The 22,370-nt window shown below is 58.1% G+C and carries 25 protein-coding genes and 1 other RNA gene; 10 read left to right on the top strand and 16 right to left on the bottom strand.

Going from position 1 to position 22,370, the window contains the following annotated elements:
• The first annotated feature begins 1 nt into the window (after window position 1).
• The 7 genes from F3I15_RS12055 (at window position 2) to F3I15_RS12025 (ending at window position 6,901) form a co-directional block, all read left to right on the top strand.
• Window positions 2-301 (top strand): DUF4312 family protein, encoded by a 300-nt coding sequence (locus F3I15_RS12055; protein ID WP_071669186.1) that lies wholly within the window; start codon window positions 2-4, stop codon window positions 299-301.
• A 77-nt stretch (window positions 302-378) separates the two neighbouring features.
• Window positions 379-1,155: a DUF4311 domain-containing protein gene (locus F3I15_RS12050; RefSeq protein ID WP_071669187.1), complete on the top strand. Its 777-nt coding sequence runs from the start codon at window positions 379-381 to the stop codon at window positions 1,153-1,155.
• A 10-nt stretch (window positions 1,156-1,165) separates the two neighbouring features.
• The gene (locus tag F3I15_RS12045) at window positions 1,166-1,813 is read left to right on the top strand and encodes a DUF4310 family protein (RefSeq protein ID WP_150018077.1); all 648 of its coding nucleotides are present in this window, start codon (window positions 1,166-1,168) and stop codon (window positions 1,811-1,813) included.
• 180 nt (window positions 1,814-1,993) lie between these two features.
• Window positions 1,994-3,127: an amidohydrolase/deacetylase family metallohydrolase gene (locus tag F3I15_RS12040; protein WP_150018076.1), complete on the top strand. Its 1,134-nt coding sequence runs from the start codon at window positions 1,994-1,996 to the stop codon at window positions 3,125-3,127.
• A complete protein-coding gene (locus F3I15_RS12035; RefSeq protein ID WP_150018075.1) occupies window positions 3,111-4,232 on the top strand; it encodes a DgaE family pyridoxal phosphate-dependent ammonia lyase in 1,122 nt (373 codons plus the stop codon). The genes F3I15_RS12040 and F3I15_RS12035 overlap by 17 nt, the downstream gene beginning before the upstream one ends.
• A complete protein-coding gene (locus tag F3I15_RS12030; protein ID WP_150018074.1) occupies window positions 4,229-4,969 on the top strand; it encodes a KDGP aldolase family protein in 741 nt (246 codons plus the stop codon). Before F3I15_RS12035 ends, F3I15_RS12030 begins: the two co-directional genes overlap by 4 nt.
• A 21-nt stretch (window positions 4,970-4,990) precedes the next feature.
• Window positions 4,991-6,901 carry a transcription antiterminator gene (locus F3I15_RS12025; RefSeq protein ID WP_150018073.1) on the top strand — a complete coding sequence of 637 codons (1,911 nt, stop codon included), beginning with the start codon at window positions 4,991-4,993 and terminating at the stop codon, window positions 6,899-6,901.
• Here F3I15_RS12025 and F3I15_RS12020 read toward each other — a convergent pair whose 3' ends face one another.
• Window positions 6,902-7,807 carry a LysR family transcriptional regulator gene (locus F3I15_RS12020; RefSeq protein ID WP_039380543.1) on the bottom strand — a complete coding sequence of 302 codons (906 nt, stop codon included), beginning with the start codon at window positions 7,805-7,807 and terminating at the stop codon, window positions 6,902-6,904. It abuts the gene before it with no gap.
• A 129-nt stretch (window positions 7,808-7,936) separates the two neighbouring features.
• Here F3I15_RS12020 and F3I15_RS12015 point away from each other — a divergent pair, with 129 nt between their 5' ends.
• Window positions 7,937-8,638 (top strand): pirin family protein, encoded by a 702-nt coding sequence (locus F3I15_RS12015; protein WP_150018072.1) that lies wholly within the window; start codon window positions 7,937-7,939, stop codon window positions 8,636-8,638.
• 40 nt (window positions 8,639-8,678) lie between these two features.
• On the opposite strand, the gene dolP is transcribed toward F3I15_RS12015, so the two are convergent.
• Genes dolP through F3I15_RS11995 form a run of 4 tightly spaced genes read right to left on the bottom strand, consistent with a single transcriptional unit; the run spans window position 8,679 to window position 12,251 of the window.
• The gene (gene dolP / locus F3I15_RS12010) at window positions 8,679-9,251 is read right to left on the bottom strand and encodes a division/outer membrane stress-associated lipid-binding lipoprotein (RefSeq protein WP_039380536.1); all 573 of its coding nucleotides are present in this window, start codon (window positions 9,249-9,251) and stop codon (window positions 8,679-8,681) included.
• Window positions 9,252-9,265: 14 nt separating this feature from the next.
• Complete coding sequence (diaA, locus tag F3I15_RS12005; RefSeq protein WP_150018071.1) at window positions 9,266-9,853, bottom strand: DnaA initiator-associating protein DiaA; 588 nt, start codon at window positions 9,851-9,853, stop codon at window positions 9,266-9,268.
• A gap of 14 nt (window positions 9,854-9,867) precedes the next feature.
• The gene (locus tag F3I15_RS12000) at window positions 9,868-10,263 is read right to left on the bottom strand and encodes a YraN family protein (RefSeq protein WP_150018070.1); all 396 of its coding nucleotides are present in this window, start codon (window positions 10,261-10,263) and stop codon (window positions 9,868-9,870) included.
• Complete coding sequence (locus F3I15_RS11995; protein ID WP_150018069.1) at window positions 10,221-12,251, bottom strand: penicillin-binding protein activator; 2,031 nt, start codon at window positions 12,249-12,251, stop codon at window positions 10,221-10,223. The genes F3I15_RS12000 and F3I15_RS11995 overlap by 43 nt, the downstream gene beginning before the upstream one ends.
• A 62-nt stretch (window positions 12,252-12,313) precedes the next feature.
• Between F3I15_RS11995 and rsmI the strand changes: the two genes are divergently transcribed.
• A complete protein-coding gene (gene rsmI / locus F3I15_RS11990) occupies window positions 12,314-13,177 on the top strand; it encodes a 16S rRNA (cytidine(1402)-2'-O)-methyltransferase (protein WP_039380525.1) in 864 nt (287 codons plus the stop codon).
• Window positions 13,178-13,210: 33 nt separating this feature from the next.
• Window positions 13,211-13,587: RNase P RNA component class A (gene rnpB, locus F3I15_RS11985), an RNA gene on the top strand.
• Between the two features lie 189 nt (window positions 13,588-13,776).
• Here the strand turns inward: rnpB and F3I15_RS11980 are convergent.
• From F3I15_RS11980 to F3I15_RS11930, 11 genes are all read right to left on the bottom strand, one after another.
• Complete coding sequence (locus F3I15_RS11980; RefSeq protein WP_150018068.1) at window positions 13,777-14,751, bottom strand: glutathione S-transferase family protein; 975 nt, start codon at window positions 14,749-14,751, stop codon at window positions 13,777-13,779.
• 79 nt (window positions 14,752-14,830) lie between these two features.
• Window positions 14,831-15,241 carry a DoxX family protein gene (locus F3I15_RS11975; protein WP_039380520.1) on the bottom strand — a complete coding sequence of 137 codons (411 nt, stop codon included), beginning with the start codon at window positions 15,239-15,241 and terminating at the stop codon, window positions 14,831-14,833.
• Window positions 15,242-15,444: 203 nt separating this feature from the next.
• Window positions 15,445-15,732: a YqjK-like family protein gene (locus tag F3I15_RS11970; protein WP_150018067.1), complete on the bottom strand. Its 288-nt coding sequence runs from the start codon at window positions 15,730-15,732 to the stop codon at window positions 15,445-15,447.
• Window positions 15,729-16,127: a phage holin family protein gene (locus F3I15_RS11965; RefSeq protein WP_039380515.1), complete on the bottom strand. Its 399-nt coding sequence runs from the start codon at window positions 16,125-16,127 to the stop codon at window positions 15,729-15,731. The genes F3I15_RS11970 and F3I15_RS11965 overlap by 4 nt, the downstream gene beginning before the upstream one ends.
• Before the next feature lies 1 nt (window position 16,128).
• Window positions 16,129-16,434 carry a YqjD family protein gene (locus F3I15_RS11960; RefSeq protein WP_039380513.1) on the bottom strand — a complete coding sequence of 102 codons (306 nt, stop codon included), beginning with the start codon at window positions 16,432-16,434 and terminating at the stop codon, window positions 16,129-16,131.
• A gap of 35 nt (window positions 16,435-16,469) precedes the next feature.
• The gene (locus F3I15_RS11955) at window positions 16,470-16,841 is read right to left on the bottom strand and encodes a DUF1090 domain-containing protein (RefSeq protein ID WP_150018066.1); all 372 of its coding nucleotides are present in this window, start codon (window positions 16,839-16,841) and stop codon (window positions 16,470-16,472) included.
• Window positions 16,842-17,012: 171 nt separating this feature from the next.
• Entirely contained in the window at window positions 17,013-17,381 is a 369-nt protein-coding gene (gene mzrA / locus F3I15_RS11950) for an EnvZ/OmpR regulon moderator MzrA (protein ID WP_094111020.1), read from the bottom strand.
• A complete protein-coding gene (locus F3I15_RS11945; RefSeq protein ID WP_150018065.1) occupies window positions 17,381-18,055 on the bottom strand; it encodes a DedA family protein in 675 nt (224 codons plus the stop codon). Before F3I15_RS11945 ends, mzrA begins: the two co-directional genes overlap by 1 nt.
• Window positions 18,056-18,612: 557 nt before the next feature.
• Window positions 18,613-19,848 (bottom strand): serine/threonine transporter SstT, encoded by a 1,236-nt coding sequence (gene sstT, locus F3I15_RS11940; RefSeq protein WP_150018064.1) that lies wholly within the window; start codon window positions 19,846-19,848, stop codon window positions 18,613-18,615.
• Window positions 19,849-20,077: 229 nt separating this feature from the next.
• Window positions 20,078-21,046: a TerC family protein gene (locus F3I15_RS11935; RefSeq protein ID WP_150018063.1), complete on the bottom strand. Its 969-nt coding sequence runs from the start codon at window positions 21,044-21,046 to the stop codon at window positions 20,078-20,080.
• Window positions 21,047-21,302: 256 nt separating this feature from the next.
• Entirely contained in the window at window positions 21,303-22,289 is a 987-nt protein-coding gene (locus F3I15_RS11930; protein ID WP_150018062.1) for a Gfo/Idh/MocA family protein, read from the bottom strand.
• Between the last annotated feature and the right edge of the window lie 81 nt (window positions 22,290-22,370).

Below are 22,370 nucleotides of genomic sequence, written 5' to 3'. Positions count from 1 at the left end.
TATGAAACAGCACTATGAGACGCAGGTTATCGTGCAGGGAAAAGGCGATACCAAAGCAAAAGCCTTTGCCGATGCGCTCAGCAGCGTGCAGCAGCAGGTATTGCGCAACAGCCAGAAGCTGCTGCTGCGCATTGAGCCGCTGGATGTGCGGGTGCTGCACGCCAGGGTGCGTACCCGGCGGGAAAAGTTTCTGTTTTTTTTCCTGGCGCGCGAGCGGCATCACTACAGCGTTGAACTGGAAATCAGCGTCAGCGTCACCGTTATCGATATGGAAAGCGTGACATTTACGGCGACACCCTGAACGCGCTGGTCTGGTCGTTATCTCGCCAGGAGGGCAGGCTTGCCCGGCGCAACAATGACAATAAAGGGTACAACACTATGTTTCTCATCATTTTGTTTAAGTCGTTAATTATCGGCGGGCTGGTCGGCGTCGGGGTGGGAGCCGGCGCGGCGCGCATGTTCCACGCACCGGTCACGCAGGGCATGGGTGCATTTCGTACTCTGGGCGAGCTTAACTCGTGCGAAGGCGATCCCGCTTCCCATTTCTCTTTTGGTCTCGGCTTCTTTTTCAACGCCTGGGCATCCTCTGTGGCGGCTGGCTCCTTCACGCAGGATGTGGATCACCGCATTCTGCCGAACTGGGGTGCTGCGGCGCTGATGGTCAAAAATCGCAATGTGGCAGAGACGCTGCATAACCCGAAGCGTATGGCGATAGCGTGCGGCATCATCGGCATGATCGTCGTGGCTTTTCTGAACAGCACCGCCTCAGCCGTGCCGGCTGCGCTGCAGGTGACGGCAGTCAAGGTGCTGGTGCCGGCGGCTAACCTGCTGGTAAACACCGTCATGCCGGTCATTTTCTGGCTGGCAGCCATCGACGCCGGCAAAAAATCGGGCTTCTGGGCCACCATCTTTGGCGGCCTGGCACAGCTGATTATGGGTAATGCCGTACCCGGGCTGGTGCTGGGGATCCTGATTGGGAAAGGGGTAGAGGAGAGCGGCTGGAACCGGGTGACGAAAGTCATGATGGCGGCGATTGTGCTGCTGTTTGTACTGAGCGGCTTCTTCCGCGGGTTCGATATGAAACTGCTGCAATCTTTCCAGCTCGGCGTCCCTGGCTGGCTTGACATGATCCACAACAGCCTGAGCGGCAAATAAGGAGCCATCCATGAACGAACATGAAAATCGCGGCTTCTGGTATGCCGACTGGTCCTTCCCGATTTTTGTCGGTCTGCTCTCATCCGGCGTATTTGCCGGTACGCATATGTACTACCTCTACGGTATCGGCGCCTTTAACGAAGTGGCGTTTGTATCGATGCTACGCGCCGGCATGGAGACCGGCGTCTATGGCGCGGTCGCCGCGTTTGGCGCCAGCTTTCTGTTTGCCCGCATTATTGAAGGCTCGCTGGTCGGTATTCTGGATATCGGCGGTGCGATCCAGACCGGCGTCGGGCTGGGCGTGCCAGCGCTGCTGCTGGGTGCAGGCATTGTCTTTCCGGTCGCGAACTTTGCGGCTTCGCTGGTAACCGGTCTGGTGATCGGGGTGGCGATTGGTTACGTCATTATTCTGGCGCGCAAATTTACCATCAACCAGAGCGATTCCACCTATGGCACCGATGTGATGATGGGCGCAGGCAACGCCTCAGGACGCTTTCTCGGTCCGCTGATTATTCTGTCGGCGATGGCAGCCTCCATTCCTATTGGCCTCGGCTCGCTCGCTGGCGCCCTGCTATTTTACCTGTGGAACAAGCCGATTACCGGCGGCGCAATTCTTGGCGCCATGGTGCTGGGCGCGATGTTCCCGATTTCGCTGTAACAGGACGGGCGCCATGAATGGCGCCCCTACAGTAAAGATGTAGGGGGCGCATTCATGCGCTCCTGGCCGCAAACGAAGTGTGCCGCAGGGGGCGCATTCATGCGCCCCTGGCCGCAAATGAATTGTTCCGCAGGGGGCGCATTTATGCGCCCCTGGCCGCAAACGCAGTAAGGAGTAACCATGTTTGATCTGATTCTGCGCCGCGCACGCCTGTGCGACGAGCAACTGGTGGATATCGCCCTTCGCGACGGCAAAATCGCCGTCGTCGGCAACGTCACCGGCACCGCGCAGCAGGAGCGCGATCTGGCCGGGCGCTGGTACGTCAGCGCAGGCTGGATAGACAGCCACGTGCACTGCTATGCAAAATCGCCGGTCTACCACGATGAAGCGGACGCTGTCGGCGTTGCGCAGGGCGTCACCACCGTGGTGGATGCCGGCAGCACCGGCGCCGACCAGATTGATGACTTCCGGCAGCTGACGCGTCACGCCGCCACCGATGTCAGGGCGCTGATCAACGTTGCCCGCACCGGGATCGTCACCCAGAACGAACTGGCGGATATGCGACAGATTGATGAAGCGGCGGTGGTGCAGGCGGTCACGCGCCATCCCGGTTTCATTGTCGGCTTGAAAGCGCGCATGAGCAGCAGCGTGGTCGGGGAAAACGGCATTGCACCGCTGATCCGCGCCAAAGCGATCCAGCACGCTGCCGGCGATCTGCCGCTGATGGTACATATCGGTAACGATCCGCCGGTCCTGGAGGAGATCGCTGAGCGGCTGACCGCCGGCGATATCATAACCCACTGCTTTAACGGCAAACCTAACCGCATTCTCTCCGCGCAGGGTGAGCTGAAGGCGGCGGTCAGTCAGGCGCTGGCGCGCGGTGTCACGCTCGATATCGGGCACGGCAGCGCCAGCTTCAGCTTTGCGGTGGCGCGGCAGGCGATCGCCCGCGGCATTCTGCCCGATACCATCAGCTCCGATATCTACTGTCGCAATCGCCTGCACGGACCGGTACACAGCCTCGCGCACGTGATGTCTAAGTTCCTTGCGCTGGGCATGACGCTGCCGCAGGTGATCGCCTGCGTGACAACCCAGGCAGCGGCGGCGCTGCGCCTCAGCGGCAAAGGCGATCTGACGCCGGGCAGCGATGCCGATCTGACTATTTTCAGTGTGAATCAGGAGACCCGTCCGTTTACCGATGCAGAAGGCGAACAGGTGGCGGGAGAGCACCATTTTTTGCCGGTGGCTGTGACAGTGGCAGGCCAGTGGCATCTGACCGAAGAGGGAAAGCGTCATCATGTCTTCAGTTTATGAAAAATATCACCTGAAACAGGTGATTAACGCATCAGGCCGTATGACTATTCTGGGCGTCTCGACGCCGGCACCGGAGGTGGTGGAAAGCGTCAGCTATGGCCTGAACCACTACTTTGAAATGAAAGATCTGGTCAACCATACCGGTGACTACATTGCCGGACTGCTGCAGGCAGAAAGCGCCGTCGTGGTCTCCTGCGCCTCGGCGGGCATCGCTCAGTGTGTGGCCGGGGTCATTGTGAAAGATAACGCCTGGCTGCTGGATAACCTGCACGCGGCGCCGCTCACGGTTCCCCATGAGATCGTCGTGCCTAAAGGGCATAACGTGAACTACGGCGCGCCGGTCGGCACCATGGTCGCGCTGGGCGGTGGCCGGCTGGTGGAAGCGGGCTACAGCAACGAGTGTTCCGCTGCGCAGCTGGCAGCGGCGATCACGCCGGCGACGGCAGCGCTGCTCTACATAAAGTCGCACCACTGCGTGCAAAAAAGCCACCTCAGCGTGGCGCAGGCGGCAGAAGTCGCGCAGCAGCATGGCATTCCGCTGATTGTGGATGCGGCGGCAGAAGAAGATCTGCGCTGCTACTACCAGATGGGAGCCGATCTGGTGATCTACAGCGGGGCCAAGGCGATAGAGGGGCCCTCCAGCGGACTGGTGGTAGGGCGCAGCCGCTATGTCGAATGGGTAAAACGGCAGAGCAACGGCATCGGTCGTGCAATGAAAGTGGGCAAAGAGGGGATCCTGGGCCTGACGCAGGCCATTGAGCGCTACCTGTCGCAGCCAAAAACCAGCGGCAGCGAGATGGTTCAGCACATGACGCCATTTATCGACCAGCTTAACCAGCTGCCGGGCGTCACCGCGCGGGTGGTGTGGGACAGCGCCGGGCGCGACATTGCGCGTACAGAAATTCATTTCGATGAAGCGCTGACCGGCTGGGCAACCGGCGATCTCGTCCAGGCGCTGAAAAGCGGCGACATCGCTATCTATTTTCGCGGCTATAAGGCGAATGAAAGCATTATCGAAGCCGACGTGCGCAGCGTCACTGCCGCGCAGCTGCAGACTATCTTCAGCCGTATTGACGCGCTGCTGGCAGAAAGGAACAACGCATGAAGCTGACCCCCGATTTTTATCAGGATCGTCTCTGTCTCAACGTACTGGCGGGCACAAAGCAGAACGCACGCGACATCTGGCTGGCGGCAGAAGGACATGTTCTGGTTGGCGTGCTGTCAAAAAATTACGCCAGCCACGACGCGGCGCTGGCTGACATGCGCGATTACGCCGCGCTAATTGATAACGCGCTCTCTATCGGTCTGGGGGCTGGCGATCCGCGTCAGTCTGCTATGGTGAGCGAACTGGCAGCGGTGCTGCAGCCGCAGCATGTCAATCAGGTGTTTACCGGAGTCGCGACCAGCCGCGCACTGCTCGGGCAGTCGCAGACGGTGGTAAATGGTCTGATCTCCCCCAGCGGGACGCCAGGGAAAGTGAAGATCTCAACCGGTCCGCTAAGCTCACAGGCAGCGGAAGCGATTGTGCCGATCGACAGCGCCATCGCCATGCTGCAGGACATGGGCGGCAGCTCGGTAAAATATTTTCCAATGGGCGGTCTGAGCGCGGTGGCGGAGTATCGCGCGGTCGCAGAGGCGTGCGCCCGGCGCGATTTCTGGCTGGAGCCCACCGGCGGTATCGATCTGCATAATTTTGCGGAGATCGTGCAGATTGCGCTGGAGGCGGGCGTCAGTAAAGTGATCCCGCACGTTTACAGCTCAATTATCGACAGCGCAAGCGGCGAGACGCGCATTGACGATGTGCGCCAGCTTCTGGCAACGTGCAAGGCACTGCTGCAATAACTTCGTTACGGGTGAGGCTTTGTGAGATTTCCTAATCAGCGTCTGGCGCAGCTGTTTGCCGCACTGCAGCATGAAACGCTGCCGCAGGATGAGCTGGCACGGCGTTTCTCGGTCTCTACGCGCACGGTGCGCACCGACATTGCGGCGCTGAACGCGCTGCTGGAGCAGCACGGCGCACAGTTTGTGCTGGCGCGCGGCGCCGGCTATCAGCTGCAGGTGGCCGACGCGGCACGCTTTGATTCGCTGCAGCAGCAAAGCAGCGCGCCGCTGCGGGTGCCGCGCACCTCGCAGGAGCGGGTTCGCTATCTGCTCAGCCGCTTTCTTACCGCGGCCTGGTCACTGCGGCTGGAAGATCTCTCAGAAGAGTGGTTTGTCAGTCGCGCCACGCTGCAGGGGGATATGGCGGAGGTGCGGGAGTGGCTGGGTCGCTATCATCTGCATATCGAAACTAAACCGCGCTACGGCATGAAGCTGTTTGGCAGCGAGACGGCTATCCGCACCTGCCTTACCGATCTGCTGTGGCAGATCGATCAGGAGACGCCCGACAGTCCGCTGCTGAGTATTGAAGTACTGCGCAGTGATATGCTGACGCAGCTGCAGCCGCTGCTGCAGCACTGCCTCAGCCGTTACGCTATCCGTCTCAGCGATGAGGGCGAGCGCTACCTGCTGATCTACTGCGCGGTGGCGGTACGCCGCATCAGCGAAGGCTTTCCGCTCAGCGATCCGGGCGCAGAAGAGGTGGGCGAAGAGGTGCGTGAGGCGGCGCACGCGCTGGTGCATCAGCTGCAACCGCTTACCGGCAAAACCTTATCGCGGGCGGAGGAGAACTGGCTGCGCGTCAATATCGCCGCGCGCCAGATCCAGGCGCTGGAGCCAAGCACCATCAATGCAGATGACGCTGACGCGCTGGTGAGCTGGCTGCTGAGTTATATCAATACGCATTATGCCTACCAGCTGCAGCACGATGAGCAGCTGCGTGCCGATCTGCTTACCCATATCAAATCGATGATCACCCGGGTGCGCTATCAGATCCATATTCCCAATCCGCTGCTGAGCAACATCAAACAGCACTATCCGCTGGCGTGGGATGTGACGCTGGCTGCCGTCAGCAGCTGGAGCAAATATACCCCTTATACGCTGAGCGAAAATGAGATTGGTTTTCTGGTGCTCCATATTGGCGTGGGGCTGGAGCGGCACTATGACGTCGGCTATCAGCGCCATCCGCGCGTACTGCTGGTGTGCGATAGCGGAACCTCAACGCTGCGGATGATTGAGGCGCTGCTGCTGCGCAAATATCCGCAGCTGGTGGTCACTGCCCGGCTGACACAGCGCGACTACGCGCTGCGCGAGCGGATTGAAGAAGATTTTGTTATCTCTACGGTGCGGCTGCATGAAAAGAACCGGCCGGTGGTGGTGATGTCACCCTTTCCGACCGGCTTTCAGCTGGAGCAGCTTGGTAAACTGGTGCTGGTGGATCGCACCCGGCCGTGGATGCTGGAAAAATATTTCTCCGCGCAGCACTTTATGGTGCTGGATCAGCCGCTGACGCAGCAGGCGCTCTTTCAGCTGCTGTGCGATCGCCTGCAGGAGCAGGGCTTTGTTGCAGCAGACTTTTACCCGTCCGTGGTTGAGCGTGAAGCGATTGTCAGCACGCTGCTCGGGGATGGCATTGCGTTGCCGCACGCGCTCGGCCTGCTGGCGCAGAAAACCGCGGTCTATACCGTCATTGCGCCGCATGGCGTCAGCTGGGGTGATGAGACCGCCTGTGTGATCTTTCTGCTGGCCATCAGCAAACGTGAATATGAAGAGGCGATGGCGCTCTACGATCTGTTTGTCACCTTTTTGCGCGAACGTGCCATGCCGCGCCTGCGGGAGTGCCGTGACTTCGACCATTTTAAAACCGTGGCGATAGAGTGCCTGAGCCGCCCCTGACTAGGCCTGATTGCGCTTAGCCAGCAGCTTCGGGATTTCACGCAGGCACCAGGCTTTGGCTTCACCCATGCTGTCGCGACGCCAGGCCATAATAATATCCACTTCCCGCGTATACTCAGCGCTGACCACGCGCAGCCGGCCCTCGGCAATATCTTTCTCTACCATCGGATAAGGCATGGTGGCAACGCCCAGTCCCGCCAGCAGCGCCCGCCGTTTGTCATCCATGCTGCTGACCGTAAGACGCTGCTGCTTATCCAGCAGCTGTACCGTCAGCACCGGACGTTCACGCGCCGTGTCAGCGACGGCAATGCCGCGATATTTCACACGCGTGACTTCCGAAAGCGGCTCTGCCTCCTGATGAATAGGGTGGTCAGGGCTGGCGACATAGACGCTCATAATGGTGTAGAGCTTGCGGGTGTTGATCTCGCTGGAGGCGCGGAAGTGCAGGTCAGGTGCGATGACGATATCCGCCCGGCCCTGCTCCAGACGTTCCCACGCGCCCGCCAGCACTTCAGTGATCAGAGATATCTGCGTATTGGCTTTTTCTGACAGCTTGCTGACCAGCGGAAACAGCAGGTCGGTGGGGATGAGGGCCTCTGCTACGATAGTCAGCTGCGTTTCCCAGCCGCGCGCCAGCGCTTCTGCGTCAGTGGTCAGCTTATCTGCGGCCTCCAGCAGTACGCGACCGCGCTCCAGCAGCATCCGGCCCACGTTAGTGAATTTGGTGCGATGACCGGAGCGGTCAAACAGCACCACATCCAGCTCCTCTTCCAGCTTCTGCATGGTATAGCTCAGCGCAGAGGGAACGCGACCCAGCTCATCCGCTGCGGCGGCAAAGCTGCCACGCCGGTCAATCGCATCCATCACCCGTAACGCTTCTAACGTTAATGCACGCTCTTTAGCCATACTGATTCTCTGTCAGTAAATTTGAATATGCCAGGCAGATTAACTGGCTAACATTCCGCCGTCCAGCCTTTTACCATAAACCGATTAAGCCTGCAGTGAGCCTCTTCTGCAGTGCACCGGAGGTATAGCATGATGACAACCCGCTGCGCGTCCGCATGTGGCCAGGCTGATTTTGGCTGGTTGCAGGCGCGCTATAGCTTCTCTTTTGGCCACTATTTCGATCCCAAACTGATGGGATACGCCGCGCTGCGCGTGCTGAACCAGGAGGTGCTGGCGCCGGGTGCCGCTTTTCAGCCCCGCACCTATCCGCAGGTTGATGTGTTAAATCTGGTGCTGCAGGGTGAGGCGGAGTATCGCGACAGCGAGGGACAGCGGCTGACCGTACGGGCAGGTGAGGCGATGCTGCTGTCTGCGCGGCAGGGCGTAAGCTACAGCGAGATAAACCTCAGCAAAGATCGGCCGCTGACGCGCCTGCAGCTCTGGCTGAGCGCCTGTCCGGAGCGGGAAAACCCGCTGCAGCAGCGGATGATGCTCAATGGCGCATCGCCGCTGCTGCTGGCTTCGCCTGATGGGGCAGACCAGAGTTTGCAGCTGCGCCAGGATGCGAGAGTGTATCAGGTGACGTTAGCGCCGGGAGAGGAGCAGATTGTGCAGCTGCGCGGCGCGCGCGCGTACCTGCAGTCGATTCACGGCACGCTGGATGTGCGCAGCAGCAGCGCGAATCAGCAGCGGCTGCAGTGCGGCGACGGTGCATTTATTCGTGATGAGCAGCAGCTTATCCTGCAGGCAGAGACGCCGCTGCGTGCGCTGGTGATCGATTTACCGGCATAAAAAAGGGCGGCCAGCGCCGCCCTCACAGTAAGAATGAAGATTATTTCAGAATGGTAAAGGCGGTTGTCACGTGCTTCACGCCGCTGACCCGGCTGGCAACATCTGCCGCCGCCGTGGCTTCTTCCTGCGTGACCAGTCCCAGCAGGAAGACTTCTCCGTTTTCCGTTGTCACTTTCACGTTAGACGATTTGACCTGATCGCTGCCCAGCAGCTGCGAACGGATCTTGGTCGTGATCCAGGTATCGGAAGAAGAGGTGCCAAGGCTGACCTTCTCTCCGGTGCGGATCTCATTGTAGACCTCTGTTGCGCCGTCGACGCCCATAGCGATCTGTTTGGCCCGGCTGGCGAGATCGGCGGACGGTGCCTGGCCGGTCAGCAGCACTTTGCCCTGATAAGCGGTAACAATGACCCGCGCCTGCTTCTTAATCTGTTCATCTTTTGCCAGCGCGTTAGAGACGCGCAGCTCCAGCGTGCCGTCATCAACCTGCGTACCCACGGTGCGCGGGTCAGTGGCGGTTTTGGTGGCAACGGCGGCTCCGCCGGCAACCACTGCCACACAGCCCTGCAGCAGCATGGCGGTTAACAGCAGGGCGATAGCGTTCAATGCTTTCATGTGAGCTCCTTCAGTCATTCCTGGTGGGGAAAGAGAGTGTTATCGATCAAGTCGCACAGGCAGTTCAGCGTCAGCATATGCATCTCCTGAATGCGCGCACTGTGATGAGAGGGAATGCGGATTTCCACGTCATGCGGGCCGAGCAGGCCAGCCAGCTCGCCGCCGTCGTGTCCGGTCAGCGCGACAATGGTCATATCGCGCGTCACTGCCGCCTCAACCGCTTTGATGATGTCACGGGTATTACCCCGGGTTGATATCGCCAGCAGCACATCACCCGCCTGACCCAGCGCCCGTACCTGTTTGGCGTAGATCTCATCATGCAGCCGATCGTTGCCGATGGCGGTGAGCATAACGTTATCTGCGCTCAGCGCCAGCGCCGGCAGGCTGGGACGCTCGGTTTCAAACCGGTTAATCATGCTGGCCGCAAAGTGTTGCGCATTGGCCGCTGAAGCACCGTTACCGCAGCTGAGAATTTTATGACCATTCAGCAGCGACTGCACCAGCGTCATCGCGGCACGGGAGATCGCATCCGGCAGCGCTTCGGCTGCGGCAATCTGCGTCTGAATACTTTCAGTAAAACACGCTTTAATTCTGTCCTGCACAAGACCACCTGGTTCTATTCATCGGCATTAAAAGCAGCGGGCAGCCACGCCAGTTCGCGCCCGGTAATGGCAATGATGTCAAAACGGCAATTGACCGTCTCAAAACTGCCGCCGCGCGTCAGCAGCCAGAGCGCCGCTGCCCGCAGCAGCTTCTGCTGTTTCTGACGCGTCACGCTGGCGGCTGCTCCGCCGTAGCGGGCATCGCGCCGGTAGCGCACTTCTACAAATACCCAGCAGTCGGCGTCGCGCATAATCAGGTCAAGTTCACCTCCGCGAAAGCGGACGTTACTGGCGACCCACTTCAGCCCGGCGCGCTCCAGATAGTAACGCGCCTGCTGCTCATGCTCCGCGCCGATACGCTGGCGGTTTACTGTACCGGAACGACCTGTCCCTGGCGATACTGGTTCCATGCCAGCTTCCTGTTGATGACACAATCCGTGTCGGCGCTCAGCTTACCGGTGTTGCCATCAATGGCAAAGCCCGCTACCTGCCGCATCTGGTTAAACTGCGTTGCCAGCGTCCAGGCATCAATGCCCATTGCGTAGAGGCGCACCAGCGAATAGTCGTTGTTAAACGTCTTTGCAGCCTGCTGCATCAGGCCAGGATTAGCGCCAGAGAGCAGCGGAATATCGCTGTACTGCAGGCCTTCCATCTCCAGCCGGAAATCGGGACCAGCACCTGCCTGCGCGCTGCGCGAGCTGGCATAAAGCGCCGTGCTGTTGCGGCTGCTGGTGCGCATAGCGATCATCGGTTTGATCAGCTGCAGCTCATTCTGGCTGGCGACGATGTAAACGGCGTCCACACTACCGCCACTGCTGTCAGCCGCCGGTGCCGGAGCGCTACTCTGCGGTGCCGGGATCGTCAGGCCTGCGATGGCCACGCTTTGCGGCTGCTCCATTTGTATCGTCAGCGGCGTGCCGCTCAGCGCAATACCGGCTCCGCTGTTAATGCCCTGTTTCAGCTCGGCCACGCCACCAAAGCGCTGCTGCAGCACCGTGGCACCACCCAGCTGCTGCCACTCTTCTGCAAACGCTTTTCCGACCCGGTCGCCATAGCTGCTGCGCGGCAGCAGCAGCAGCGGCTGGCGCTTGCCCTGCTCATAGATATGGTGCGCCGCATCACGCGCTTCGTCTTCAGGAGAAAGCGCAAAATAGCAGATATTCGGATGGTTCTGGATCTGTTCCGGCTCGTTTAACGCCAGTACGTTGAGCGGGGTCTGGCTGTTTGCCACTTCTTCCACATGATTTTTCAGCAGCGGGCCAACGACCAGCGTGGCGCCATCCTGCTGCGCCTGCTGCATGACCTGAGCGATCGGCTGGCTGCTGGTATCGTACACTTTAATCTGTGCGCTGCTGGCGGCTGACTGAGAGGCTGGTGCAGCAGGCTGCTGCTGCGTGTTCTCCTGCGCAGGCATACTGGCCGCCGCCGGGCTAACCACGCTGTTGGCCGCTCCGCTATCCGCTGCTGCGTCCGGTGCAGGCTGGGCAGTGGCGCTTTCCGGCGCGCTGCTCTGTGCCGGGGCAGCCGCGCTCAGCACGCCATTTTTTGCATCGTTAAAGCCTTTCTGAATCGCACCCGCAAACACCTGCGCCTGACCGTTCAGCGGCAGCAGCAGGGCGATGGTACTGGTAGAGGCCTGACTGAAATTTTTGACCTGGCTGAGCTGCGCTGGCAGCGTTTTTGCCGCCGGGTTTTGCGGGTAGCGCGTCTGCCAGTCGCTAATGGCCGCCTTCAGCATCTGCGGATCCTGGCTGTTAGCGTGCCAGGTGTTGAGCAGATCGAGCCAGCCCTGCAGGGTATTCTCATCGGCATTGATGACAACGCTGTTAAGCTGATCCTGCGTCAGCTGGGTCAGCGCCTGCCAGGTCGCGTCGATGTTACTCTGGTGCTCGTCACCTTTTAAGAGCGGCTCCTGCGCGATATAGGCGCGCAGCAGCGCCAGCGATGGCCGGTTCTGCGCCGCGGCGATCTGCAGCGCGTAGTAGCGTACCTGCTGATCGGAAGAGAGATCGGCTGCCTTGATCGGGCTGAGCTGCTGCTGAGCGCCGCTGTAATTCTGCTGCGCAATCTGCAGCTGCGCGCGCAGCAGCTGCAGCTCCTGCTGCTGTACATCAGAGAGCTGCTGCGGCAGCTGGCCAAGCTGCGTCTGTGCCTGAGGATACTTTCCTTCCTTCAACAGGGCACGGATGGCAAGTAATTGCCAGTCGGTCTTGCTATCATCGCTGCTTTGCTGTGCCTGCTGCAGATAATAGTCAGAGCGTCCGGTTGCGGGCCCCTGAATATTGACGTTAGAGGTTTGCTGCGGACCCTGACCGCTACAGGCGGCCAGAATCAGCCCGGCGAGAAGAACAGGTACAAAGCGTCCTGCTTTACGACGTACGACTTTTGAAGGAAGCATACTGTATCCAGTGATGTTTTTTTCTTGATGCTCAATATTAAATCGGCAATTCGGATGAGACAATGAAACAACTCGATCGGGCAGAGATTTCTGCCAGTACGCTCTATATCGTTCCTACCCCGATCGGTAACCTGGGTGATATCACACAGCGTGCGCTGACGGTGCTGGCGAGCGTCGATCTCGTTGCAGCGGAAGATACACGTCATACCGGGCTGTTGCTACAACATTTCGCCATCAATGCGCGACTGTTCGCACTTCACGATCATAACGAACAGCAGAAAGCGGATGTGCTGCTGGCGAAGCTGCAGGAGGGGCAGAGTATCGCTCTGGTCTCCGATGCCGGCACGCCGCTGATCAACGATCCGGGCTACCATCTGGTGCGTCGCTGCCGCGAGGCGGGCGTGCGCGTTGTGCCGCTGCCGGGTGCCTGTGCAGCCATTGCAGCATTAAGCGCGGCGGGATTACCGTCCGATCGATTCTGTTACGAGGGGTTTCTGCCGGCGAAAAGCAAAGGGCGCTGCGATGCACTGCGCGCGCTGAGCGAAGAGCCGCGTACGCTGGTGTTCTATGAGTCAACCCACCGCCTGCTGGATACGCTGCAGGATATGGCAGCCGTATGGGGCGCCGCGCGCTATGTGGTACTGGCGCGCGAGCTGACCAAAACCTGGGAGTCGATCTATGGCGCACCGGTGGGAGAGCTGCTTGCCTGGGTGCGTGAAGATGAGAACCGGCGCAAGGGCGAGATGGTGCTGATTGTTGAGGGACACAAGGCAGATGAGGAGGCGCTGCCAGCCGAGGCGTTGCGTACGCTGGCGCTGCTGCAGGCGGAGCTGCCGCTGAAAAAAGCCGCTGCGCTGACCGCGGAGATCCACGGCGTGAAAAAAAATGCGCTGTATAAATATGCGCTGGCGCAGCAAGAAGAGTGACAAACGTGGTCAGATCGCCTATCATCCTGCGCCGAAGCTGACCAGACAGTCGCCGCTTTGTCGTCGTCCCTTTCGGGGGAGACAGGCAGAGGGGAGGAAAGTCCGGGCTCCACAGGGCAGGGTGCCAGGTAACGCCTGGGGGGCGCAAGCCTACGACCAGTGCAACAGAGAGCAAACCGCCGATGGCCCGGAAACGGGATCAGGTAAGGGTGAAAGGGTGCGGTAAGAGCGCACCGCGCGGCTGGCAACAGTTCGTGGCACGGTAAACTCCACCCGGAGCAAGGCCAAATAGGGGTTCACATGGTACGGCCCGTACTGAACCCGGGTAGGCTGCTTGAGCCAGTGAGCGATTGCTGGCCTAGATGAATGACTGTCCACGACAGAACCCGGCTTATCGGTCAGTTTCGACTTTTCAAATGAAAAGCCCCGCCTCGGCGGGGCTTTTTGTTTTGCGAGCCGCGAGTGCAGGTATTTCCGTTTCTCTCTGCGGCCCCTACGAATGATCGTAGGGGCGCCATTAATGGCGCCCGTTTCGTGTGCGGGTATTCGGTTCGCGGTTGTTCACAGGGCGCCATTAATGGCGCCCGTTTTGCACCCGATTAACCGCGGCCGTGGGGTTCATCCCAGTCAAATGCCGGACCGAGCGAAATCACGCCATTCGGGTTGATGGTCTTATGGCTGCAATAATAGTGATGGCGGATCTGCGGCAGATTCACCGTCTCTGCAATACCAGGCATCTGATAAATATCGCGCAGAAAGCCATTCAGATTGCGATAGTCACTGATGCGGTGCCTGTCGCATTTGAAGTGGGTGACATACACCGGGTCAAAGCGTACCAGCGTGGTCCACAGGCGCAGATCGGCTTCAGTCAGGCGATCGCCGGTGAGATAGCGATGCTGTCCCAGGATCTGCTCCAGCCGCGCCAGCGAATGAAACAGGGCGGTAACGGCTTCATCGTAAGCGGCCTGAGAAGTAGCAAAACCACTCTTATAGACGCCATTATTGACCGTATCGTAAATCCAGCCGTTAAGTTCATCGATCTTATCGCGCAGATCGGCAGGATAGTAGTCGCCGGCTCGTGCGCCCTGTGCATCAAATGCGCTGTTGAGCATGCGGATAATGTCGGCCGACTCATTGCTGACAATGGTGTGCTGCTGCTTGTCCCACAGCACCGGTACGGTCACGCGGCCGCTGTAGTGCGGATCGGCATGCAGATAGAGCTGGTAGAGAAACTCATGCTGATACAGCGTGTCGCCGGTTGCCTCCGGGAAGCTGTCATCAAACGTCCAGCCGTTCTCCAGCATCAGCGGATGAACCACGGAAACCGATATCATCTCTTCCAGCCCTTTAAGCTTGCGCATCAGCAGCGTGCGATGCGCCCACGGGCAGGCAAGTGAAACGTACAGGTGATAGCGATCGCGCTCTGCCGCAAAGCCGGGCTTACCGTCAGGGCCGGCGCTGCCATCAGGCGTGATCCAGTTACGCCACGCTGACTCTGAGCGTTTGAAACGCCCTCCGGTTGACTTTGTATCGTACCAGGTATCGTGCCAGACACCCTCAATCAGCTGTCCCATATGCCCTCCATAGAAAAAAGGGGCGAGGATGATCCTCTGCCCCTGTATTCAGTATATCTGCTGTAAGCTGCCTGCGCGCTTAACGGGCGGCGGCGGGCGCCATGCGCTGGCGGATCAGGCGATCAATACTCCAGGCGCCTGGTCCCACCAGACCCAGAACCAGGAAACCGCCAGCAATACTGAGGTTTTTCATAAACATCAGCTGGTTTACGCCTTCTGCAAAGTTGCTGTGAAACAGAAACGCGGTCAGCAGAGTAAAGCCTGCGGTAAACAGCGCGGTAAAGCGCGTCAGGAAACCAAACAGAATAGCCAGGCCGCCACCCAGTTCCAGCAGGATCACCAGCGGCAGCATAAAGCCTGGCACGCCCATGGCCTGCATATACTGCTCAGTGCCGGCATAAGCGGTAATTTTGCCCCAGCCGGCCGTAATAAACAGAATAGTCATCAGTACACGCGCGGCTAACAGTCCTGCATCTTCGAATTTTTTCATCATCTACTCCAGCGTAATTTTGTGGCAGGCTGAAAACCTGTCCGTTAATTTCCCGCTGCAACGCAGATAAACGTTCACCGGGCTGATGGAGAGAGATAATAATCGCGGCGCGAAAGGGTTGTAAGCAAGATAAACTGTCGAAGTTATTCAGGAATTCTGACGAAAAAAAACCGGACCTGCTGGTCCGGTTTTTTATAGAGCGGTTAGCGCCCCGGCATGGATGATTTAATCATACGCCAGGTGCTCCACAGGCCGAAGCCGCGTTTAACGAGGCGCAGCAGCCGGTTGGGGCTGCGCACTGACCAGATAGCCAGCGCGCTGCTGCCTATCGCCAGATAGCGGCGACAGCTGACCAGCGTCAGCCAGCCGCGATCGTAGCGGGCGGTATTTTCCAGCCAGTCACGTCCTGCTGCGCTTAAATCGAGCCGCTGCTGCTGAACCGTATTAAGGAGTTCATGAATGCGGGCTTCGCGTTCATAGCGACTGCTCATGAGCGGTCCTCCTCCAGTAATTTACGATCGGAATCGAGCTCTTTACGGGTATGACGCAGCAGCGTCGACTGACGCGATTTACGCAGCGTCCACAGACCAAAAATCAGCGCCAGCAAAAACAGTACGCCTGTGGTCACGCCGATTGCCATCAGCCGGTATTGCGCATCAACCGCCCAGATGATCAACACCATCAGGCTCATCAGCCCAAATGCCGTAAACAACATGGTCAGGCCAATCATGATCAGCATCTGGATCAGATTGGCTTTCTCTTCTTCCAGCTCAACAACGGCCAGCCGGACACGCGTCTCGACCATACTGACCAGCGTAGTCACCACGCGCTGACCGATGTTAAAGACCCCTTTGCCCGGGCCGTGGCTTTGCTGAGAATCGTTCATATCAACGACGCGAAATCAGAATGCCAATCAGCACGCCCACGGCTGCGCCAACGCCAACGCCGTGCCACGGATTCTCACGCACATAATCTTCCGCTTTCTCTGCGGCTTCGCGCGTGGATTTGGCAATACGCTCACCGGAATCGCCCAGGCGCTCGCGTGAACTTTCCAGTGCGCCGCGCGCTTTATGACGCAGGCGATCCAGCTCGCTGCGGGATTTATCGGCAGAGCTGCTTAATACTTCTTCCAGGGTGTCGGCCAGATTTTTCAGTTCGGCGCGCAGATGTTCAGATGTGGTGTCTTTAGCCATGAGAGTTCTCCATTACTTCAATTATTTATGTCCGATTAGTAAGGCTCTGCAGCCAGCTTTTTCAGCTCCTGCCGTGCCTCATCCAGCTTGCGTTCACGTTTTTCAATTTTGTCTTTGTCATCCCTGTCATCGCGCGCTTTCTTCAGCTCCTGCTCGCGCTCGGCCACCTTGTTCTGCTGCGACTTCAGACGCTCTGTGTGCGCTGATTTCAGCTGACGATCGCTGCAGCTGGCGCGAACTTCTGTCAGCGCCCGCTCCAGTCCGTTTACCCGGCGCTGATTATCGTGCTGTTTTGCCATTGCAATCTCATGCCGGATATCGCGCTCTTTTTGCTGACACAGCGACTCTGCCGCCAGCAGAGAGCCAGAGCAGGAGATAAGCATGGCACCCAGAAGAAGTTGTTTCATCACGTTCACACCTTCCATTGTTGATGAACTGCCGCCTGCCAGACAGGAGCGTATCCCGGCGTCGCGTCGGCTTGTGCTAACGTTAAGCATAGTCAGCCGGGGCAAAAATTCAAAAAAGACGAAGAGATAGCGGAGAAAAAGTATCGTCTGACCGCAGGTCAGACGATCGGATTAACTGTAGGTCGGGGGATTGGCGTCGCGTGGTTGCTGTGAAGCCTGCGGGCCGGCGGCCACAACAAAACCTTGTGGTAATAAGCGGCGCAATACCTTCTGCGCCGCCAGACTCTGTTCTTCATCTTCAAAGTGGATCACCAGCGCATCGCCTGCCGGCGTAATACTTTTAATGCGCACGCCCTGGGCGGAGAGCTGCTGATAAAGATAAAAGCCATCCGGCAGATTAGTGCCGCTATGCGCCACGCGAATTTGCACCACGGTTTCATGCTGCCACAGCAGCGGAGCGGCACCGGCCGCGAGCAGCAGCAGCAGGCCGCCGCACAGCCACGGCAGCAGCGGTCGGGTAAAGAGACGTCCTGTTTTCATTACTGCGCTTTCCCGTTTTGTCCTGCCTGACGCTTACGCCACAGCACGACCAGTGAGCCGACCAGGCCGATGACCAGCAGCGCCAGCGGCAGCATCATCAGAAAAAACATCAGCTCATCTTCGTAACGGCGAAACAGCGGCGTTTTTCCCAGTGCAAAACCAAGTACGGTCAGGATCAGTACCCACAGGAAGCCACTCATCCAGTTAAAGAACTGAAAGCGCGCATTGCTCAGGCCAGATAACCCTGCAATGGTGGGCAGCAGCGTGCGTACAAACGCAATAAAACGCCCAATCAACAGGGCAGAAAGACCGTGACGGTGGAACAGGCTATGGGCGCGCTGGTGATATTGTGCCGGCAGGTGTGAAAGCCATTTCTGTACTGTAGGGGTATTACCCAGCCATCGCCCCTGGATATAACTTACCCAGCAGCCGAGGCTGGCACCTGTAGTAAGAACCAGCAGCGTCAGGGGAAAACTCATTGTACCTTTGGCAATCAGCACGCCGACAAGGATCAGCAGACTGTCACCAGGCAGGAAGGCGGCAGGAAGCAGGCCATTTTCAAGAAACAGGATCATGAACAGTAAGCCGTAGATCGCCCACACCAGCGTGGGGTCAGAGAGCATCTCATAATCCTGCTGCCACAGGGCATGCAGCAGTGCTTTCAAAATATCCATCAATCTTTCCCGAACATCATTGTTAAACGAGCCCATCAGGGCTAAAGCGCAGGCAGAGGTGAGTTATACATTTTGGGTATGCCACCTGCGCAGGGGTCCGTATCCATACGGCTATGCGTGTTAAATTAGCGACTTTCTGACGCCCTTGTCGCAAACGGTAAAAAAAGGGCGATAACTGTAACAAATACTCCCTAATTCAGACAGTGCATTATGTCCGTTGTAGTGGAGTTTTACCCTTTGCTGTCAGGAGTAAAAGGAGCTTTACACGAGCTGACACTATTGCAGATTATCTGACCCCAGCTGCAGGTTGAGAATGTACAGATGCAGCCGTTTTTACGCGGTTCGGCTTAATTAACCAGCTTGCGGCAAACAAGTTGCACTTACGGTCAGAGGCTGTGTGATTTAGCGTAACGTTGCGCCGCCACCGCTTAGTATTTTCCAGATATGGCAACATTGCCAGTTTATGGCAGCAGTTTGTTACATGAGGCAGAAGGGAAGGATGGCAGCACAGCGGGTATGAAAGCGCGCGGCGCACAATGTGCGCCGCAGAGAAGAGGTCAGGCCGCGGTGCCGGGCTGGCGTTCCGCTTCTGCCTGGCAGACAGCCGCAGTGAACAGAATGTCGGTTGAGGAGTTCAGGGCCGTTTCCGCTGAGTCCTGCAGCACACCGATAATAAATCCAACGGCCACCACCTGCATTGCCAGGTCGTTGGGAATGCCGAACATATTGCAGGCTACCGGGATTAACAGCAGTGAGCCACCCGCTACGCCGGAGGCACCACAGGCGCACAGCGTGGCGACCAGGCTTAACAGAATCGCTGTCGGTACATCGACATTGATGCCCAGCGTATGCACCGCAGCCAGCGTCAGTACGGTAATCGTAATAGATGCGCCCGCCATGCTGATGGTGGCACCCAGCGGAATTGACACAGAGTAGGTGTCTTCATCAAGGTTGAGTCGCTTTGCCAGCGCCATGTTCACCGGGATATTGGCGGCCGAGCTGCGGGTAAAGAAAGCCGTCACGCCGCTTTCACGAATGCAGGTAAATACCAGTGGATAGGGATTGCGCCGGATTTTCTGATACACCAGCAGCGGGTTCACAATCAGTGCCATGAACAGCATGCAGCCAATCAGCAGGACCAGCAGGCTGCCATATTCCCACAGCGCCCCAAAGCCGGTAGAGGCCAGAATGGAGGCAACCAGACCAAAGATACCCAGCGGCGCGCAGCGGATCACGCAGCGCACGACCCACGTTGCCGCGTGTGAAGCGTCATTTAAAAAATCTTTGGTACCGGGACTGGCATGACGGAATGCCAGGCCAAGGCCCAGCGCCCAGACCAGAATGCCGATGTAGTTCGCATTCATCAGCGCGTCAAACGGATTAGCCACCATGCTCATCAGCAGGCCATGCAGCACCTCGGTGATCCCGGAAGGCGGCGTAATTGTCGTGTCGCCTGCAACGAGTGACAGCGTCTGCGGAAAGAGATGGCTGAAAATCACCGCAACCATCGCGGCAAACAGGGTGCTGAGCAGATAAAGCATAATGATGGGACGGATATTGGTTTTCTGTCCCTGCTGATGGTTAGCAATGGACGCGATGACCAGCACCAGAACCAGCAGCGGCGCAACGGCTTTCAGCGCCCGGACGAAGAGTTCACCCAGCAGGCCGGCGGCCAATGCAGCATCGCGTGACAGCCACGCCAGCGCTACGCCAGCCACCAGGCCCACCATGATTTGTTTGACCAGGCTGCCTTTAAACAGCACGCCTGCCACTCTGGAAAGGTTATTTTGCATATCGTGATCTTTTACTATCGGTCATGAGTGTGGTGCGCGTTTATTCCGCGCCAGAGGGTTTGCCCGGCGGAGTATAAGGAAAAGTGCTGGTGAGAAAAGCGATAATTCCGGCTTTGCGTGCGGGATCGATTTTTCAATCTGCTAAACAGAGGAAGTGTGACAGGGATAAAAAAGGGAAAGTCTCATTGAGGCAAAATAAAGCAGGGGCGATTTACGCCCCTGCAGAAGATTATGGTGAGATGCGCCGGCGGTCATTTCGGCGGTTAACCCAGGCGTTAATCAGCAGCGTTCCACCCAGAATAATGCCCACGACGCTGAGTGAGACAGCGACCGGAATGTGGTAGAACTCGACGATCAGCATTTTGATACCGATAAACACCAGCACGATAGCCAGACCATATTTCAGCATAGAGAAGCGCTCAGCCACATTTGACAGCAGGAAATACATGGCGCGCAGGCCGAGTATGGCAAACAGGTTAGAGGTCAGCACAATAAAGGGATCGGTGGTTACCGCAAAAATAGCCGGAATACTGTCGACAGCAAAAATCACATCGCTGAGCTCCACCATGATCAGAACCAGCAGCAGCGGGGTGGCAAACAGTACGCCGTTACGGCGAATAAAAAATTTCTCACCCTCCAGCGAATCGGTCATGCGCAGATGCTGACGCAGCCAGCGCACCACCGGTTTATCACCCACGGCCGTGTCATCCTCACGCGCCAGCGCCATCTTAATGCCGGTAAACAGCAGAAAGGCACCAAAAATATAGAGGATCCAGCTGAACTGCATGACCAGCCAGCTGCCGGCGAAAATCATGATGGTACGCAAGACAATGGCACCCAGCACGCCGTAAATCAGTACGCGCCTCTGCAGCTGGGGCGGAATAGCGAAGTAGCTGAACAGCATCAGCCAGACAAAGACGTTATCCACTGCCAGCGCTTTTTCTAGCACGTATCCGGTCAGGAAAGCGAGCGTCTGCGTAGTGGCAACCTCGCGCCCGGCGTGCGTATCGAGATACCACCAGAAAGCGGCAGCAAACAGCAGTGAAACGGAAACCCAGATCAGCGACCAGATAGCCGCCTGCCTGAACGACATAGTTTGCGCGCCGCGCCGGCCCTGCAGCAGCAGATCGATCACCAGCATAATCAGCACAACAACGGTAAAGCTGCCCCAGAGTAACGGTGTGCCTATCGATTGCATAATGGTGTCCTGTGCGAAAGTTAAAAAAAACGGCTCCGTCAGAAGACGTAAGCCGCTTTCATTACGCTGCAAGCGCTCCTCGCCTTCCGGCAAGGTCTCACTTACAACACAGAATCACTTCCGGGTTGCCTGACGACCGGATGCGCTACACATCGTAATGACGATCAATCAGCTGACAAGTTACTCCCCTTTGCTTAGAGAAAAATAGCGCAGCCGCTCTCCGATGCAATGCAGGACCAGTCATATTTAGCAATATTTACACTTCCTGGCGATCGGCGGGAAATACCACGCCGGTCTGCTGGCGGATGGTGGTCAGCAGTGCTGCTGTCAGCCGCGAAATTTCGAGGCCAGGGTGTGCGGTCTGCTGCGTTTCCACCAGGCTGGCAAACACCTCTGCTTCGTAGCGCATCGTATTGCTGTGCTGCGGCTGCGTCAGATTCTGCTCAGCACCGCTGCGTGGCAGTAGCCGCAGCTGCCGGCACTCTGCCAGTTTCTCAATGAGCAGCGAACCCTCTTCTCCCTGAATTTCACTCGGAATAGCGGAGTTGCTGACTTTGGAGTGCAGCAGAGTGACGTCAAACTCGCCATAGTGAAGTATCACGGTGCCGTGCGCATCTGTGCCGCTCGCCAGCAGCGTGGCTTCAGCCGTAACGCGCTGCGGCGCACCCCACAGCGTGACGGCAGCAGCGAGGCAGTAATAGCCAATATCCATGATGGAGCCATTGGACCAGCGCGGGTCAAACGTATTCGGGTTTTCACCGGCAAGATAGCGCGGGTAACGGGAAGAGTACTGACAGTAGCTGAACAGCGCCTTACGCAGCGTGCCCAGCTGCGGCAGGGTGCGCTGCAGCTGCAGAAAATTAGGCAGGCTGGCGGTTTTAAACGCTTCAAACAGCACAACCTGATGCTGTTGTGCGCAGGCGATCATCGCTTCGGCTTCACGCAGCGTGGAGGCCAGCGGTTTCTCGCAGATCACATGCTTACCGTGAGCCATAAACAGCAGCGCCTGTTCGCAGTGCAGTGCATTCGGACTGGCGATATAGACCGCGTTGATATCCGGGCATGCCGCCAGAGCCTCCAGTGAGGTGAACGTCAGCGGGCAGGCGTAATCTGCGGCAAAGGCGTCAGCCTGCTGCTGGCTACGTGAATAGACTGCGCTGAGCCTAAACCTGCCGCTCTCATGTGCCGCGTCAATAAACTGACGGGTAATCCAGTTGGTGCCGACAATCGCAAAGCGAATCACAGGTCTGCTCTCCTGACTAAATAAAGCCGCAGGGTAGCACGCGGCGGCAGGAAACCTGCCGGCACTATTTGATCCTGCGAT

This window comes from Pantoea sp. M_9, assembly GCF_008631385.1.
Classification (GTDB): domain Bacteria; phylum Pseudomonadota; class Gammaproteobacteria; order Enterobacterales; family Enterobacteriaceae; genus Pantoea; species Pantoea eucrina.
Note: the sequence above shows the minus strand (reverse complement) of the source record. Positions and strands in the feature narration are given on the sequence as shown.